Origin of the sequence: Mesorhizobium sp. WSM4976, from assembly GCF_029625685.1 — a bacterium.
In the GTDB taxonomy this organism is placed as follows: domain Bacteria; phylum Pseudomonadota; class Alphaproteobacteria; order Rhizobiales; family Rhizobiaceae; genus Mesorhizobium.
Genome location: NZ_JARTVT010000009.1, coordinates 92,836 through 109,630, shown reverse-complemented (window position 1 = coordinate 109,630; position 16,795 = coordinate 92,836). Strand labels below are relative to the sequence as shown.

Annotated in this window: 12 protein-coding genes; 9 read left to right on the top strand and 3 right to left on the bottom strand. The window is 65.6% G+C overall.

The genetic code is table 11. The features are described from left to right. Positions 1-7 precede the first annotated feature (7 nt). Positions 8-622, bottom strand: a complete 615-nt coding sequence (gene pncA, locus P9272_RS12940) for a bifunctional nicotinamidase/pyrazinamidase (protein ID WP_278160845.1) — start codon at positions 620-622, stop codon at positions 8-10. A 310-nt stretch (positions 623-932) separates the two neighbouring features. On the opposite strand from pncA, the gene P9272_RS12935 reads away from it, so the two are divergent. From P9272_RS12935 to P9272_RS12910, 6 genes are read left to right on the top strand one after another with little or no spacing between them, the layout of a single operon-like run. Continuing rightward, on the top strand, positions 933-1,790 hold the full coding sequence (locus P9272_RS12935; RefSeq protein WP_278160844.1) for a xanthine dehydrogenase family protein subunit M: 858 nt from the start codon (positions 933-935) through the stop codon (positions 1,788-1,790). Next, positions 1,787-4,570 carry a molybdopterin-dependent oxidoreductase gene (locus P9272_RS12930; protein ID WP_278160843.1) on the top strand — a complete coding sequence of 928 codons (2,784 nt, stop codon included), beginning with the start codon at positions 1,787-1,789 and terminating at the stop codon, positions 4,568-4,570. Before P9272_RS12935 ends, P9272_RS12930 begins: the two co-directional genes overlap by 4 nt. After that, the gene (locus P9272_RS12925) at positions 4,567-6,108 is read left to right on the top strand and encodes a 6-hydroxynicotinate reductase (protein ID WP_128259875.1); all 1,542 of its coding nucleotides are present in this window, start codon (positions 4,567-4,569) and stop codon (positions 6,106-6,108) included. The genes P9272_RS12930 and P9272_RS12925 overlap by 4 nt, the downstream gene beginning before the upstream one ends. After that, a complete protein-coding gene (locus P9272_RS12920) occupies positions 6,108-6,992 on the top strand; it encodes a UPF0280 family protein (protein WP_128259876.1) in 885 nt (294 codons plus the stop codon). The genes P9272_RS12925 and P9272_RS12920 overlap by 1 nt, the downstream gene beginning before the upstream one ends. Beyond that, complete coding sequence (locus P9272_RS12915) at positions 6,985-7,569, top strand: amino acid synthesis family protein (RefSeq protein ID WP_128259877.1); 585 nt, start codon at positions 6,985-6,987, stop codon at positions 7,567-7,569. The genes P9272_RS12920 and P9272_RS12915 overlap by 8 nt, the downstream gene beginning before the upstream one ends. Continuing rightward, positions 7,566-8,027, top strand: a complete 462-nt coding sequence (locus tag P9272_RS12910) for a MarR family transcriptional regulator (protein ID WP_278160842.1) — start codon at positions 7,566-7,568, stop codon at positions 8,025-8,027. Before P9272_RS12915 ends, P9272_RS12910 begins: the two co-directional genes overlap by 4 nt. A 122-nt stretch (positions 8,028-8,149) precedes the next feature. Here P9272_RS12910 and P9272_RS12905 read toward each other — a convergent pair whose 3' ends face one another. Both P9272_RS12905 and P9272_RS12900 read right to left on the bottom strand, forming a co-directional pair. Continuing rightward, a complete protein-coding gene (locus tag P9272_RS12905) occupies positions 8,150-9,838 on the bottom strand; it encodes a hydantoinase B/oxoprolinase family protein (RefSeq protein WP_278160841.1) in 1,689 nt (562 codons plus the stop codon). A gap of 1 nt (position 9,839) precedes the next feature. Next, entirely contained in the window at positions 9,840-11,912 is a 2,073-nt protein-coding gene (locus tag P9272_RS12900; RefSeq protein ID WP_278160840.1) for a hydantoinase/oxoprolinase family protein, read from the bottom strand. A gap of 218 nt (positions 11,913-12,130) precedes the next feature. On the opposite strand from P9272_RS12900, the gene P9272_RS12895 reads away from it, so the two are divergent. From P9272_RS12895 to P9272_RS12885, 3 genes are all read left to right on the top strand, one after another. Beyond that, on the top strand, positions 12,131-12,958 hold the full coding sequence (locus tag P9272_RS12895) for a ferredoxin--NADP reductase (RefSeq protein ID WP_128259881.1): 828 nt from the start codon (positions 12,131-12,133) through the stop codon (positions 12,956-12,958). A gap of 141 nt (positions 12,959-13,099) precedes the next feature. Next, a complete protein-coding gene (gene deoC, locus P9272_RS12890) occupies positions 13,100-14,146 on the top strand; it encodes a deoxyribose-phosphate aldolase (RefSeq protein WP_128259882.1) in 1,047 nt (348 codons plus the stop codon). Between the two features lie 241 nt (positions 14,147-14,387). After that, the gene (locus P9272_RS12885) at positions 14,388-16,763 is read left to right on the top strand and encodes an aldehyde dehydrogenase family protein (protein ID WP_278160839.1); all 2,376 of its coding nucleotides are present in this window, start codon (positions 14,388-14,390) and stop codon (positions 16,761-16,763) included. The last annotated feature ends 32 nt before the right edge of the window (positions 16,764-16,795 follow it).

Genomic DNA, 16,795 nt, shown 5'->3' with positions numbered 1-16,795 from the left:
CGGGGCGTCAATCCGCCGAGTGATCTTCGAGCGTCACGCCGGCTTCGCGCATGCGCTTCAGCATGGCCTCGACCGAGCCGGCGAGGTCGATGCCGCGGCAGGCGTCGAGCCGCACGGTCGTTTTGAAACCATGCTTCACCGCGTCGAGCGCCGAGAAGGCCACACAGAAATCGGTGGCCAGCCCAACCAGCGTGATCGTGTCGATGTCGCGTTCCTTGAGGTAGCCGCCAAGGCCGGTCTGCGTCGTGTGGTCGTTCTCGAAGAACGCCGAATAGGAGTCGATCGCTGTGCGAAACCCTTTGCGGATCACCAGTTCGGCCTTGGTCCATGCCAACCCGGAATGGAAATCGGAACCGAGGCTGCCCTGGATGCAATGGTCCGGCCACAAGGTCTGCGACCCATAGGGCATCTCGATGGTTTCGAAGGGCAGTTTGCCCGGATGGCTGGAGGCGAAGCTCGAATGGCCGGCCGGGTGCCAGTCCTGCGTCAGGATCACATGATCTGTCCGCCGGATCAGGTCGTTGACCAAAGGCACGATCTCGTCGCCGCCGGCAACTGCCAGCGCGCCGCCTGGACAAAAATCGTTCTGCAGGTCGATGACGATGAGCGCTTCGTCGGCCATGCGGCTTCCCTCTCGTTTGGGCCCCTTCGTTTCGGCTTGGGGCTCCAGTCCAAAAGCCGCTGACGCGACCGGACACGGAACCTTGACCAGATGGCCGGCGGCGTCAACCTCCAAGGCCACAGCAATGCGTTCAGGCCGGCACGCCGCCCCAGCGGCACGAAGTCTTGCTTTGACAATTCCAGTCCGCCTGATATCATTTGCATACGAATGAATTTGAACGGTGTGAAACCGGCAGAAAGCCCGAAGCCAAGTGCTTTGGGAGGGCCAAGTGGGAATGGTCCGTTTCTGGGAAGGTTCTGGAAGGCAGAGCGTGATCCGTTACGCGAAACCCACCACGGTCGACGAGGCGCTCGCTCTGCTTGGCGAGGATCGCTGGCGCATTCTCGCCGGCGGCACCGATTTCTACCCCGCCCAGGGCGCGAAACCTTTTCGCGACAGCATCCTCGACATCAACGGTCTCGCCGAACTGCGCGGCATCGCCGAGACCGACGAGAATTGGCGGATCGGCGCCCGCACCACCTGGACCGATATTGTCCGTCACAAGCTGCCGCCTGCCTTCGACGCGCTGAAGGCCGCCGCACGCGAGGTCGGCTCGGTCCAGATCCAGAATGTCGCCTCGGTCGCCGGCAATCTCTGCAACGCCTCGCCGGCCGCCGACGGCGTTCCGGCGCTGCTGACGCTCGATGCCGATGTCGAGTTGCGCTCGGCTGCGGCCATCCGCCATCTGCCGCTCGGCGCGTTCATCCTCGGCAATCGCCGCACGGCGCTGCAGCCGGGCGAGATGGTCACCGCCATCCGCGTCCCGAAGCGTTCGGCCGTCGGCACCTCGGCCTTCGTCAAGCTCGGCGCTCGTCGTTATCTCGTCATCTCGATCGCCATGGCGGCGGCGCGGCTCGTGGTCGAGGAAGGCGTGATTGCCGATATGGCGATCGCGGTCGGCTCCTGCTCGGCGGTCGCGCGCCGCCTGGTCGGCGTCGAGGCGGCGTTGTGCGGGCATCGGATCGATGAGGCGCTTGCCGACGCGGTGCTGTCCGCGCCCATGGATGAACTGTCGCCGATCGCCGATGTGCGCGGCAGCGCCGAGTATCGGGAGCAAGCGGCGCGCGAGATCGTCGTCCGGGCCGTGCGCCACGCAGTCGGGCTCGATAGAGGCAAGGTGGCCGCATGACCATGGTCCGACCAGGCATGGCCCAGTCCGGTATGGATCGCGCCGACATTGCCTTCGATCTGAATGGAGCGGCTGTCAGCGTCTCGGTTCCGCCGGTGCGGCGCCTGTCGCAAGTGCTGCGCGACGAGTTGCGGCTCACCGGAACCAAGGTCGGCTGCGATGCCGGGGATTGCGGCGCCTGTACCGTGCTGGTCGACGGCAATCCCGTCTGCGCCTGCCTTGTGCCGGCGGCATCTGTGACCGGGGCTTCCGTCACCACAGTCGAAGGCCTTGCCGATGGCAGGCTCTCCGCCCTGCAGGCCTCCTTCCTCGAACATGGCGCCGCGCAATGCGGCATCTGCACGCCCGGCCTGCTGGTCGCGGCCACCGCGCTTTTGGAGCGCAACCCGACACCCAGCGAAGCCGACACACAGGACGCGCTGGGGGGCGTGCTCTGCCGCTGCACCGGCTACCGGAAGATCGTCGCAGCGGTGATGCAGGCCTCGCGGCATATGAACGGCATCGATCTTCGCCTGCCGGACGTGGGGCACGCGGTCGGTGCTTCGCCGATCCGCCTCGACGGCGTGCCGAAAGTCACCGGCGGCGAGAAGTTCGGTGGCGACTCCTTTCCGGCCGATGCGTTGTCTGTGCTGGTGGTCCGTTCGCCGCATTATCATGCCGGCTTCAGCTTCGGCGATCTCGATGCCTGGACCAAAGCGCATCCCGGTATCGCCGGAATCTTCATCGCCGCCGATATTCCCGGCAAGAACTGCTTCGGCGTCATCGGTCCTTTCGCCGATCAGCCGGCGCTCGCCGAAGGGTTTGTCCGCCTGCGCGGCGAGGCTGTGGCGCTGGTGGCGGGAGACCGCGAGGCGATCCTCGATCTCGACCTGACGGATTTTCCGGTCACCTGGACCGAACTGCCGCATTTGCTTCAGCCGCGCGAGGCGAAAGCCGAAGGGGCGACGCTGATCCACCAGCACCGCCCGGCAAACCTGCTGACCTCCGGCTATGTCGAACGCGGCGATCCTGAAGTAGCGCTCGCGGGCGCTGCTGCTACTGTCTCCGGCTCAATCGAGACTTCCTTCGTCGAGCACGCCTATATCGAGCCGGAAGCCGGCTACGCTTATATGGATGGCGACACGCTGGTCGTCGTCGCCTGTACCCAGGCGCCCTATATGGACCGCGACGACACGGCCAAGGTGCTTGGCCTGCCCGTCGACAAGGTGCGCATCGTGCCGACCGCCACCGGCGGCGGCTTCGGGTCGAAGCTCGATGTCTCGCTGCAGCCGCTCATCGGCCTTGTGGCGATGAAGACCGGCCGGCCGGCGGCGCTCGCCTACACCCGTAATGAATCGATGATGTCGACCACCAAGCGCCATCCGGCCGAGATGAAGGCGACCATCGGCGCTGATGCCGAAGGCCGGATCACCGGCATGGTGTTTGAAGGCGATTTCAACACCGGGGCTTATGCAAGCTGGGGGCCGACCGTCGCGAACCGCGTGCCTGTGCATGCCTCCGGCCCTTATGCTACGCCGAACTACCGCGCCACCGGCTACGCCATCCACACCAATGGCCCGATCGCCGGCGCCTTCCGCGGCTTCGGCGTGCCGCAGGCCACCATCATGCAGGAAACGCTTTATGATGAGCTTGCCGCAAAACTCGGCATCGACCGGCTCGATTTCCGCCTGAAGAACTGCCTGCGCGACGGCTGCGAGACGGTCACCGGTCAGCGCCTGGAATCGGGTGTCGGCATCGGCGAATGCCTGGAGCGGCTTCAGCCGCATTGGGCGCGTGCGCTGGCCGAGGCGGAAGCGTTCAACGCCGCCAACGCAGCAAGCAAGCGCGGCGTTGGCGTCGCCTCCTGCTGGTATGGCTGCGGCAACACTTCACTGCCCAATCCTTCGACCATCAAGGTCGGCATCTCGGCTTCGGGCGAGGTGATCCTGCATCAGGGCGCGGTCGATATCGGCCAGGGCTCCAACACGGTGATCACCCAGATCTGCGCCGACGCGCTCGGCCTGCCGCTGGACACGTTCAAGCTGAAGGGCGCCGACACCGCCATCACGCCCGACGCCGGCAAAACATCCGCCTCGCGCCAGACTTTTGTAACGGGCAAGGCGGCGGAGAAGGCAGGTCGCTCATTGCGTGAGAAGATCCTGCGCTTCGCCAATGTTTCGGGCGAAGCGACGATCGCGCTCCACGGCGGCAGCCTCTCCATCCGTGAAGGCGACGCCGCGCGGCGCATTGAACTGGCGGCATTGAAGGCCGATGCCGACGGCCTGGTGTTCGTCGCGGAAGAGACCTACGACCCGCCGACGCTGCCGCTCGACGCCAAGGGCCAGGGCAAACCCTACGCGGTCTATGGCTATGGCGCGCAGATCGCCGAGCTCGAGGTCGACCTCAAGCTGGGCACCGTGAAGCTGATCAAGATCACCGCCGCGCATGATGTCGGCAAGGCGATCAACCCGGTGCTGGCCGAAGGCCAGATCGAGGGCGGCATCGCGCAGGGCATCGGCATGGCGCTGATGGAGGAATACATCCCCGGCCGCACCGAGAACCTGCACGATTACCTCATACCCACTATCGGCGACGTGCCGCCGGTCGAGCACATACTCGTCGAGGTTCCGGATCCGGAAGGACCATTCGGCGCCAAGGGCCTTGGCGAGCATGTGCTGATCCCCACCGCGCCGGCGATCCTCAACGCCATCCGCCATGCCACCGGCGTCCTGGTCACCAAGGTGCCGGCGACGCCGAGCCGCATCCTGGCGGCGATCCGCGAGAAGGAGGCGCGCCGATGAGCGAGCTTGCCGAACGTTTCGAAACCCATGATCCCGGCGAAAAGCAGGTGGCGGAGAAGATCCGCTGCGATGCCTGTCCGGTCATGTGCTACATCGCTGACGGGCGCACCGGCGCCTGCGACCGCTACGGCAATATCGGCGGCCGAATCGTGCGCATGGACCCGCTGACTATTCTCGACCATGCGGCCGAGACCGCCGGCGCGGTCGTGCCTTTCGTCGCCGAGGGCGAAGCGTGGAGCGGCGAGCTGGTCAACACCGGCCGCCGCTTCGTGACTGCCATCGGCGCCGGCACCACCTATCCCGACTACAAGCCGGCGCCCTTCATCGTCAGCCAGGAGGTCGAGGGCGTCGACCTCGTCACCGTCGTCACCGAAGGCATCTTCTCCTATTGCGGCGTCAAGGTGAAGATCGACACCGACCGCCACATCGGCGACGAGACGGCGATCGTGCGCTCGGAAGGCGAGGCGATCGGCCATGTGACAACCGGCGAATATGGTTCGCAGATGCTGTCGCTTGGCGGCGTCCATCACCTGACCGGAGGCTCCAAGGCTGAGGGGCGCGCGACTTGCGACGCGCTGCTCAATCTGTGTAACCGCAAGCCGGTCGAGCTCACCATCGATGGCGGCGCGACGGTCGTCGTCGAAGCCGGCAAACCGCCGGTCATCGACGGGAAGGTCGAGCACCGCATGCGTGTCGGCTGCGGCTCGGCCACCATCGGCATGTTCGCCACGCAATGGCGCGGGCTGGTCGACGAGGTGGTGGTGGTCGACGACCACATCACCGGCGTCGTCTCCGAGCATCAGGCCGGCAAGGTGCTGGGCTGGGAGGATACCGGTATAAAGATCATCGGCCGTCGCTCGACGCCCGGCCGCTACTTCAAGGTGTCGGAGCCCGGCCTCGGCTGGGGAGGCACCACGATCTCCGACCCGCTGTCGATCCTCGGCGACTGGAACGCCAAGAAGGGCGCGCGTCCCGGCCTGTCGCTGCTGATGGTGTCGACCACCGGCGAGCAGTTCGCCTATTACGAGCTGGACGACGAGTTGAAGCCGGTCCAGAAGCCATTTCCCGAGCGGCTGCAAAAGTCGGTCGGCCTGATCGAGGACAATTGCGAGCCGGCGCTCTGCACGGTTCTCTTCGTCGGCGGCGCCGGCGGCTCGCTGCGCGCCGGCGTCACCGAAAACCCCGTCAACCTCACGCGCTCGGTTCAGGGCCTGAAGACTTACGTCACCGTCGGCGGCGCCCCGGTCTATGTCTGGCCGGGCGGCGGGATCACGCTGATGGTCGACGTCACCCGCGTGCCGGAAGGTGCCTTCGGCTACGTGCCGACTCCAGCGCTCGTGGCGCCGATCGAATTCACCATGCGCCGCGACGACTATGTCCGGCTCGGCGGCTATGAGAATGAGATACGCAGCGTAGAGGATATCCTCGCCAAGGGCGGCGAGTATCTCAACCCGCGCCGCGGCACCGGCGCGCCGGTCGACAACCCCTGGCCGCTGCTGGCGCAGCTGCGGCGCGCGGCCGCGAACGGTGTCGGGTGATGAACGGCCCGCAGGCGCATTGGCTTGCCGACGGCCGGCGGCTCCATCTCAATCACGGGCCGATCGATCTGATCGTCGAGACCTTTGGCGAGCCCGATGAATGCCGCGCCGCTTACGAGCAGGCGGTCACCCGTTTTCAGACGATCCTGATCGAGGTGGTCGAGGAACTGCCCGAATTGCGCTTGCCCGCCTTCTTCCTGGCGCCGCGCGATTTTGCCGGCCCAACGGCGCGCCGCATGGAAGCGGCCGTCATGCCATTGGCGGAATGCTTCATCACGCCGATGGCCGCCGTTGCCGGTTCGGTAGCCGACGAAATTCTCGATGCTCTGCTTTCCGGTCGCCGGCTCGAACGGGCCTACGTCAACAATGGAGGCGACTGCGCTCTGCATCTTGGCGTTGGCCAGTCGATGACGGTGGCGATCGCTGGCACCGGGAATGGCATGGCCGATCGCGTCACCGTTTGCGCCGAGGATGGCGTGCGCGGCGTCGCCACCAGCGGCTGGCGTGGCCGGTCGTTTTCCTTAGGGATAGCCGATGCCGTCACCGTTCTTGCGCGCACCGGCGCGGAAGCCGACGCGGCGGCGACGCTGATTGCCAACGCCGTCGACCTGCCTGGACATCCGGCCATCGCACGAGCTTCGGCGCGCGATCTGGCGCCTGACAGCGATCTCGGCGATCGCCTGGTGACGCAGAGCGTCGGTGCGCTCGCGCCAGGCGATATTGCCCAGGCGCTAGACAAGGGCCTCGCCGTCGCCGAAGATTTTCGCCGGCGCGGCCTGATCGTCGCCTCGGCGTTGTTTCTGGCGGGCGAAGCCCGCGTCAGCGGCGCGATAGCGCTCGCCGCGCCCAACAAGCATGAAAGGGAGGAATTTGCCCATGCCTGAGTTTCCGATCCGCAAGGTCGCGGTGCTGACCGAGGAGATTTTCCACGATGGCGGCCCCATGGCCAAGCAACCGCGCCTGCGTGCCGCAGCTCTTGCCGTGGTCAAGAACCCGTTCGCGGGTCGTTACGTAGAGGATTTGCAGGGTGCGATGGAAGATCTGAAGCCGCTGGGTCTCCTGCTCTCCGACAGGCTGATCGCGGCGCTCGGCGGCGATGTGAAAAAGATCGACGGCTACGGCAAGGGCGCCATCGTTGGCACCGCCGGCGAGTTGGAGCACGGCGCGCTCTGGCATGTGCCGGGCGGCTACGCCATGCGCGAGCGGCTCGGCGATGCTAAGGCCATCGTGCCGTCGGCCAAGAAGGTCGGCGCTTTCGGCTCAAGGCTCGACGTGCCGCTCGGCCACATCAACGCCGCCTATGTGCGCAGCCATTTCGACGCCATGGAGGTCGGCATCAGCGACGGCCCGCGCCCCGACGAGGTCCTGTTCTGCCTCGCCATGACCTGCGGTCCGCGCGTCCACAACCGCATGGGCGGGCTGGCGGCGGAAGACATCAAGGCATGGGATGGCCTCAGATGAGCGGCGAGGACAATCTGCTGCGCCTGGTCGAGGCCGAAGACGGCGACGAGAACAACTACCATCTGCAGGATCAGGTCGGCTTCATCCTGCGCAAGGCGCATCAGCGCCATGTCTCGATCTTCGCTTCGCAAATCGGCGACCTGACGCCGCCGCAGTTCGCCGCTTTGGCCAAGCTCTACGACATCGGCGAAACCTCGCAGAATCAGCTCGGAACGCTGATCGCGATGGACGCCGCCACCGTGAAAGGCGTCATCGACCGGCTGAAGGCGCGTGGCCTGGTCGAGGTCTCCAAGCACGAAGTCGACAAGAGGAGGCTGCTGGTCAATCTGACGTCGGAAGGCCGCGAGGCGATCGAGCGGCTGATCCCTCTGGCGCGAGCCATCACCGACGAAACGCTGGCGCCGCTCACCGCCAAGGAAGCCGCGACGTTGTTGCGGCTGCTGGCTAAGCTGGCTTAGAAGGATTGCTTTCGACAGAGTGATAGACGCTGGCGGGACAGCACCCCCCTCTGCCCGGCAGGGCAGAGGGGGGTTGGCGGGAGCTCGACCTAGGTATTTGGCCTATTCCCCACGTCGGTCCCCTACAAATCCACCCCAAACATCTCCTTGGCCTGCTCTGCCGTATAGTACCCAAGCCTGACATCCTCCGCGACCAACCGCGCGTCACGCTCGCGCGGATCGCAATAGCCGCCGCCGCCGGGCGTGCCGACGCGCACGCGATCACCGGCCTTGAGCGCGATGTCCTGCTCCTTGGACAGATGCGGCGGTACATGCGCTTCGCCGCCCCGGAACACGGTCACGCTGTTCGGCATGCCATCCTTGCCGCCGAGCGCGCCCTGCGGGCCGAAGCGGCCGTGATCCATCACGAAGGACGCGCGCGCCTCGCCGCGCAAGATCTCGACCTCGTAAGCAAGCCCGAAGCCGCCGCGATGTTTGCCGGCGCCCCCCGAGCCCTCGCGCAGCGCATAGTGGCGGTAGAGCACCGGAAAGGCCTGCTCCATGATCTCGACCGGTGGCGACTTCGAAATGCCGATGGTCGAGCAGCCATTGCTCAAGCCGTCATGGCCGGCATTGCCGCCATAACCGCCGCCGGAGATCTGGTACATGACATAGTCGCGGCCACGCGCCGGATCGTTGCCGCCGAGCGCGAAATTGCCGCTGGAGCCGGCGGGCGCCGCCGTCACCTTTTCGGGCAATGCCTGCACCATACCCGCGAACACGGCTTCCGCGATGCGCTGCGACACCTCCGCCGCGCAGCCCGACACCGGGCGCGGGTATTTGGCGTCGAGGAAAGTGCCCTCCGGCCGCTTGACGATCAGCGGTTCGAAGGCGCCGGCGCTGATTGGCACCTCCGGAAAAATATGGCGCATCGCGAGGTAGACGGACGACAAGGTCGTCGCCAGCACGCTGTTCATCGGCCCGGCGCAGGGTTTCGACGAGCCGGAGAAATCGAAGGTCAGCGTATCGCCCTTCTTCTCGACGGCGAGATTGATGGTCAGCGGCTCGTTCACCACCCCGTCGGAATCGACGAAGGCCTGCGAGCGATAGACACCGTCCGGTATGACGGCGATCGAGGCGCGCATCTGCTCGGCGGCACGGCGTCGCAGTTCCGCAATCGCCTCAATGACGGTTTCGTCACCGTAACGATCCAGGATTTCGTTGAGCCTGTCCCGGCCGATCAGCAGCGCCGCCGCCTGCGCGCGGATGTCGCCGATCCGCTGGTCGGCAACGCGGATGTTCGAGCAGATGATGGCGTAGATCTCGGGATCGAGCACGCCCTTCTTGAACAGTTTCACCGGCGGCAGCCGCAGCCCTTCCTGCTCGACTGCCGTGGCCGACGCCGAGAACCCGCCCGGCACCGAGCCGCCGATATCCGGCCAATGTCCGGTGTTGGACAGCCAGCAAAAGATCTTGCCGTCCCGATAGACCGGCATGACGAAGCGAACGTCCATCAGATGCGTGCCGCCGAGATAGGGGTCATTGACGATGTAGATGTCGCCTTGTTCCGGCGCGAGGCAGCGGCCATCGGCGATCATCTCGATCACCGTCCTGGTCGAATATTGCATGACACCGACAAAGACCGGCAGGCCCTGGCTGCCTTGCGCGATCAGGGACCCGTCGACCGCCGAATAGATGCCGTCCGAGCGGTCATTGGCTTCGGCGATGACCGGCGAGAAGGCGGCGCGGGAGAAGGTCAGGTCCATCTCGTCGCAGACCTGCTGCAAGGCGGCCTGCAATACCGAAAGGGTGATCGTGTCGAGCTTTGCCATCTCAAGCCTCGCCGATGTCGATGATGATGTTGCCGTCCGCGTCCGAGCGCGCCCGGTCGCCGGGTTCGAGCACCGTGGTGGCGTCCATCTGTTCCAGGATCGCCGGCCCTTCGATCACGGCGTCGAGCGGCAGCTTTTCGCGGGCATAGACTGGCGTGTCGTGCCAGGTGCCGTGATACCAGACCGGCCGGATCTCGCGCCGCGCCTCGTCAAGCGTCGCCGCGCGGCCCGCGGGGTCGATCAGCCGCGACAGGTCGATCTGCGGCCGCACGCCGGTGACCGAGGTGTTGAGGTTGACGAGGTTGGCGCGGATTTCCGGCAGCTCGACCTTGAAGCGAGCGAAATAGGCTTTTTCGAACAGAAGCTGCAGCGTTTCTCGTGAAACCGAAGAGGAGGGCAGCGGCACGTTGATGATATGCGTCTGGCCGACAAACTGCATGTCGGCGGAATGCGTGACGCGGATCGCGTCCGGCTTCACCGCTTCCTTGGCGATCAGCGCCTCGCCTTCGTTACGATGCCGTTCCAGCACCTCGCGAAGGGCAGCTTCGTCGAGTAGCTTGACGGGCTGATTGATTGTGTTGACGAAGTCGTGGCGCAGGTCCGCGACGACGCAGCCGAGCGCGTTGGTGATGCCCGGGCGCGCCGGCACCAACACTCTGGGTAGGCCGAGTTCGCGGGCAAGTGCCGTCGCGTGCAGCGGCCCGGCGCCGCCAAAGGCGAACAGCGCGAAATCGCGTGGGTCGTGGCCACGCGAGACCGAGACCATGCGGATCGCGCCGGCCATCTTCATGTTGCCGAGCCTGAGCACAGCGCCCGCCGCTTCGACGCCGGAGAGGCCGGTGCGCTTGCCGATCTTGTCCTCGAAAATGCCGGTGACGCGCTCGACGGTGACCGGGTTGTCAACCGCGAGCAGCTTTTTCGGCGCAAGGCGTCCGAGCACCAGATTGGCGTCGGTGATGGTCGGCTCCTCGCCGCCGCGCCCGTAGCAGATCGGGCCTGGATTGGCGCCGGCGCTTTCCGGGCCGATCTGGATCAGCCCGGCCGCATCGACGCGCGCTATCGAGCCGCCGCCGGCGCCGACCGTATGCACGGCCACCATTGGCACATGGATCGGCATCGCATATTCGATCTCGATCTCGTTGGAGACGGCCGGCTCGGCGTTGCGAATCAGCGCCACATCGGTCGAAGTGCCTCCCATGTCGTAGGTGACGAGGTTGCCGAAGCCGGCACGCTTGCCCGTATAGGCGGCAGCGATGACGCCGGAGGCCGGGCCGGACATCACCGTCTTTGCCGATTCCAACGTGACGAAGCGGGCCGAGATCATGCCGCCGTTGCCGTTCATGATCAGGAAGTCGCGCGCGTAGCCTTTCGCGCCAAGCTCCTTGCGCAGCCGCTCGACATAGCGCTCGAGGATCGGCTGCACCGAGGCGTTGACCGCCGCCGTCACGCCGCGTTCGAACTCGCGCGCTTCCGAAAGCAGCGCATGTCCGGTGGTGATGTGCCCGTTCGGCCAGAGCTCCGCCGCGATCTCGGCGGCGCGCCGCTCATGCGACGGGTTGGCATAGGAATGCAGGAAATGGATGACGAGGGATTCGCAGCCGGCGTCGAGCAGCTTCTTCACCGCATCGCGCATCTCGGTTTCGTCGAGGGGAATGCGCACCGTGCCCGAAGCCTCGACCCTTTCCGACACTTCGAGCCGTAGGTCCCGGGGGATGACGGGGACAAACGTGCCGGTCATGCCATAGGCCTGCGGCCTTGTGCGGCGCCCAAGCTCGATCACATCGCGAAAGCCGCGCGTGGTGATCATGCCGGTCCGCGCCAGGCGGCGTTCCAGCACGGCGTTGGTGGTGGTCGTCGTGCCGTGCACGATGAGGTCGATGCCGTCGATCGGAAAGCCTGTCGCGCCGAGCGCGGCGACCACGCCGAAGGCCTGGTTTTCCACCGTGGTCGGTGTCTTGGCGATATGGACCTTGCCACCCGCCTTGCCGTCGATCAGGAGCAGGTCGGTGAAGGTCCCGCCGACATCGATGCCTGCGACAACATTTCCCGCCGACGCCGAAAATTTCTCACCCATTGTCGAAACCCGAAATGCTAAAACTACGGACATGTCCTAGTTTGGAAAGGCGTTTTACGCCTCGATCTTGACCGCAAGATCGTTTGTATACTAATAACTTTCCAACACAAGGGCCTACTGTTGGCAGTGTGCGGTAAGCGCGTCGGAACCGACCGTTCGGAGGCGCAGGGAGCAATTTGGCGCCAGGGCCTCGCGTCTGGGCCGGAAAGTTGGGTTTGATGAACACGACATCCGCGTTGAACACCGCCGGCGCAAGGCCGCTGCAGTTCCCGATCCCGGCCAATGTCTACGCCGAGACTGTGGTGTCGGTGAAGCATTACACCGACCGGCTGTTCTCCTTCCGCATCACCCGCCCGCAGTCGCTGCGCTTCCGCTCCGGCGAGTTCGTCATGATCGGCCTGCCCAATGCCGAGAAGCCGATCTTCCGCGCTTATTCGGTCGCCAGCCCCGCCTGGGACGACGAGCTGGAATTCTTCTCGATCAAGGTGCCGGACGGCCCGCTGACCTCCGAGCTGCAGAAGATCCAGGTCGGCGACACCGTCATCATGCGCCAGAAGGCGACCGGCACGCTGGTGCTCGACGCGCTGACGCCCGCCAAGCGTGTGTTCATGATCTCGACCGGCACCGGCATCGCCCCCTTCGCCAGCCTGCTGCGCGATCCCGACACCTATGAGAAGTTCGACCAGGTGATCCTCACCCACACCTGCCGCGACATTGCCGAGCTCACTTACGGCCAGGAACTGGTGGCGGCGCTCGAAAGCGATCCTCTGATCGGCGAGCTGACCGCCGGCCGCGTCACGCTCTACAATTCGACGACCCGCGAGGAGTCGGCGCGCATGGGCCGCATCACCGCGCTGATCGGCTCGGGCAAGTTCTATTCCGACCTCGGGATCGAGAAGCTCAATCCCGAGACCGACCGCATCATGATCTGCGGCTCGATGCATATGCTTAAGGACGTCAAGGAACTCGCCGAAAGCCTCGGCTTCCAGGAAGGCTCCTTGAGCAATCCGGCAAGCTTCGTCGTCGAGCGCGCCTTCGTCGGCTGAGGCACGCCATTCCGTTTTGACCATGCGGTCAAAAATCGGCTGCTTTTGCTGCCTTTTTCCGCTATGAGCCTTTGAAAGACTCGTGAAGCATCGCTTCACGGGCTATCCTTCGGCGTAATCAGCTGAATGAAAGGGCAGGAGATGAGCACGATCCGCGAAGCAGGCGCTGGCGCTTCCAAGGTGATGCCGCTGCCGTCGCGCGCCGCCGCCAACACGCCGCTGCCGCTGGAACACGGCATTGCCCGCAATCCCGGCATGAAGCTCGATCTCGGCTTCCTGGAATCGGTACGCAGCGTCAACCGCTCAGCGCTGGAGCGCCGCGTCGCGACGCTGACCAAGCGGCGCTCGATCAAGGCCGACAATCAGGCCGCCTGGCTCCTGCGGGCCATCGCCTGCATGGATCTCACCACGCTGAATTCCAATGACACGGACGAGCGCGTGCGCCGGCTCTGCGCCAAGGCGATCAATCCGCTGCGCCGCGACATCGTCGAGGGTCTCGGCATATCAGGTGAAACCATCCGCCCGGCGGCAGTCTGCGTTTATCATCCCTTCGTCGCCACCGCGGTCGACGCGCTGCGCGGCACCGGCATCCATGTCGCCGCCGTCTCCACCGCCTTCCCGCACGGCCTTGCGCCGCTGTCGACGCGCCTGCAGGAGATCGAGGCTTCCGTAAAGGACGGCGCAAACGAGATCGACGTCGTGATCCCGCGCGGCCTAGTCTACGGCGCCAAATGGCGCGAGCTGTTCAACGAGATCGTCGCCATGCGCGCCGCTTGCGGCGATGCGCATCTGAAAGTCATCCTCGGCACCGGCGATCTCGCCACTTTGCGCAACGTGATGCTCGCCTCCATGGTAGCGATGATGGCGGGCGCCGATTTCATCAAGACCTCGACCGGCAAGGAGAGCGTCAACGCCACGCTCCCCGTCGGTCTCACCATGGTGCGCGCCATTCGCGCCTATTTCGAGGAAACTGGTTATCTCATCGGCTTCAAGCCGGCCGGCGGCATTTCCACCGCCAAGGTCGCGCTCGACTGGCTGGTGCTGATGAAGGAGGAGCTCGGCCGGCCGTGGCTGGAGCCAGACCTGTTCCGCTTCGGCGCCTCCAGCCTGCTCACCGACATCGAACGCCAGCTCGAGCATCATTTGACCGGCCATTACTCGGCCAACCATCGCCACGCGATGGCGTGAGGCGAGTGAAGGCCTTGAACGCCGAGTTCCTTCGCGCCCCCCTCTGTCCTGCCGGACATCTCCCCCACAAGGGGGGAGATCAGCTTCCGCCTTTGTCCGCTTCAGTCCTGCAACGCTGGCGATTGGCGAAATCGCCGACGGCGGCCAATCTCCCCACAAGTGGGGGAGATGTCCGGCAGGACAGAGGGGGGCGCCGTAGAGCACCTACTTGTCCTGAAATCTCCTCCCGAAGGAGCGCCCCATGAACATCCTCGAACGCTATCACGCTATGGAATACGGCCCGGCACCGGAAGCCCGCAATGAGGCCGATGCCTGGCTCGCCGGGCGCGATTTCTCCAAGGCTCTGTTCATCGACGGCGCCTGGAAAGCGGCGGCCGGCGGCAAGACCTTCGAGACCAGCGAGCCGTCCTCCGGCAAGCTGCTGGCCAGGATATCGGATGCCGGCGCCGCCGATATCGATGCCGCGGTCACGGCGGCCGCCAAGGCGCTGCCCAAATGGAGCGCCAGCCCAGGTTACGCCCGCGCAAAAATCCTCTACGCCATCGGCCGCGCCATGCAGCGCCATCAGCGCCTGTTTGCCGTGCTGGAATCGATCGACAATGGCAAGCCGATTCGCGAGAGCCGCGACATCGACGTGCCGCTGGCGATCCGCCATTTCATCCATCATGCCGGGTGGGCTCAGACGCTGGAGAAGGATTTTCCCGACCACAAGCCGGTCGGCGTCGTGGGCCAGGTCATCCCGTGGAACTTCCCGCTTCTGATGCTGGCCTGGAAGATCGCGCCGGCGCTGGCCGCCGGCTGCACCGTGGTGCTGAAGCCTGCCGAGTTCACGCCGCTCACCGCCATTCTGTTCGTAGAGATCTGCGAGCGGGCCGGCGTGCCGAAAGGCGTCGTCAACATCGTCCAGGGCGGGCCTGAGGCGGGCGCAGCCATCGTCAATCATCCCGGCGTGCAGAAGATCGCCTTCACCGGCTCTTCGGAAGTCGGCAAGATCATCCGCAAGGCGACGGCCGGGTCCGGGAAAAAACTGTCGCTGGAGCTTGGCGGCAAGTCGGCCTTTGTCGTTTTCGAGGATGCCGATCTCGACAGCGCCGTCGAGGGGCTGGTCGACGGCATCTGGTTCAACCAGGGCCAGGTCTGCTGCGCCGGCTCGCGCCTCCTTGTGCAGGAGGGCATCGCCGAGGCCTTCATCGCCAAGGTCAAGGTCAGGATGAGCCGGCTGCGCGTCGGCAACCCGCTCGACAAGAACACCGATATCGGCCCGCTGGTCGACCGAACCCAGCTCGACCGTGTCAAGGGCCTGATCGCCGAGGGCGCCAAGCAAGGCGCCGTCTGCTGGCAGCCCGACGCTACCTTGCCGTCCTCCGGCTACTATCACCTGCCGACGCTGGCGACGTCTGTTTCGCCGGCTAACATTCTCGCGCAGGAAGAGGTGTTCGGCCCGGTGCTGGCGACCATGACCTTCCGCAACATCGAGGAAGCGATCGAGCTTGCCAACAACACGCGCTACGGCCTTGCCGCTTCCGTGTGGAGCGAGAACGTCAATCTGGCGCTGCATGTCGCGCCGCAATTGAAGGCCGGCGTGGTGTGGGTCAACGGCACCAACATGTTCGACGCCGCTTGCGGCTTCGGCGGCTATCGCGAAAGCGGCTTCGGCCGTGAGGGCGGCCGCGAGGGCATGTTCGAATATCTGGCGGCGAAGCTGCACGCCGGGCCGGCCATCAAGCCGTCGGCCCCCGGTTCCGCCCTGCCGGTCGAGCAGGCCGACGGCACAGCCATCGACCGTACCGCAAAACTGTTCATCGGCGGCAAGCAGGCGCGGCCGGACGGCAACTATTCTCTGGCTGTCGCCACCGCCAAGGGCAAGTTTGCCGGTGAAGTCGGTCTCGGCAACCGCAAGGATATCCGCGATGCCGTGGCCGCAGCCCGCGCCTGCAAGGCCTGGCCGGACGCGACCGCCTATAACCGCAGCCAGGTTCTCTATTATTTCGCCGAGAACTTGTCCGGCCGCGCCGACGAGTTCGCCGCGCGCCTTGTTCAGCTGACGGGCGTTACGGCTAAGGCGGCGCGCGAGGAGGTCGACCAGTCGATCGAGCGGCTGTTCCTCTATGCTGGCCTCGCCGACAAGTTCGAGGGCCGTGTCCATCAGCCGCCGGCCCGTGTCGTGACATTGGCGCTGCATGAGCCCGTCGGCGTCGTCGGCATCGTCGCGCCGGACAACCAGCCGCTGCTCAACTTCATCTCGCTGGTCGCGCCGGCGCTCGCCATGGGCAACACGGTGGTCGCGGTTCCGTCGGAGCGGCATCCGCTTTTGGCTACCGACCTCTATCAGGTGATCGAATATTCCGACTTGCCTGCCGGCGCCATCAACATCGTCACCGGCCGCAGCGCCGAGCTTGCCGGCGTTCTGGCCAAGCATGACGATGTCGACGGACTCTGGCTGTTCGCCGATGCCGACACCTGCGCCAAGGCGGAGGCCGATTCCATCGGCAACCTCAAGCGCCTCTGGACCGGCAACGGCCGCACGCTCGACTGGGCGTCGAGCGAAGCGGCCGGGGAGCCCTTCCTGCGCCGCGCCATCGAGGTCAAGAACGTCTGGGTGCCCTACGGCGACTGAGGCATCCCGCCTGAGGCGCGCCGCGCGGAGTC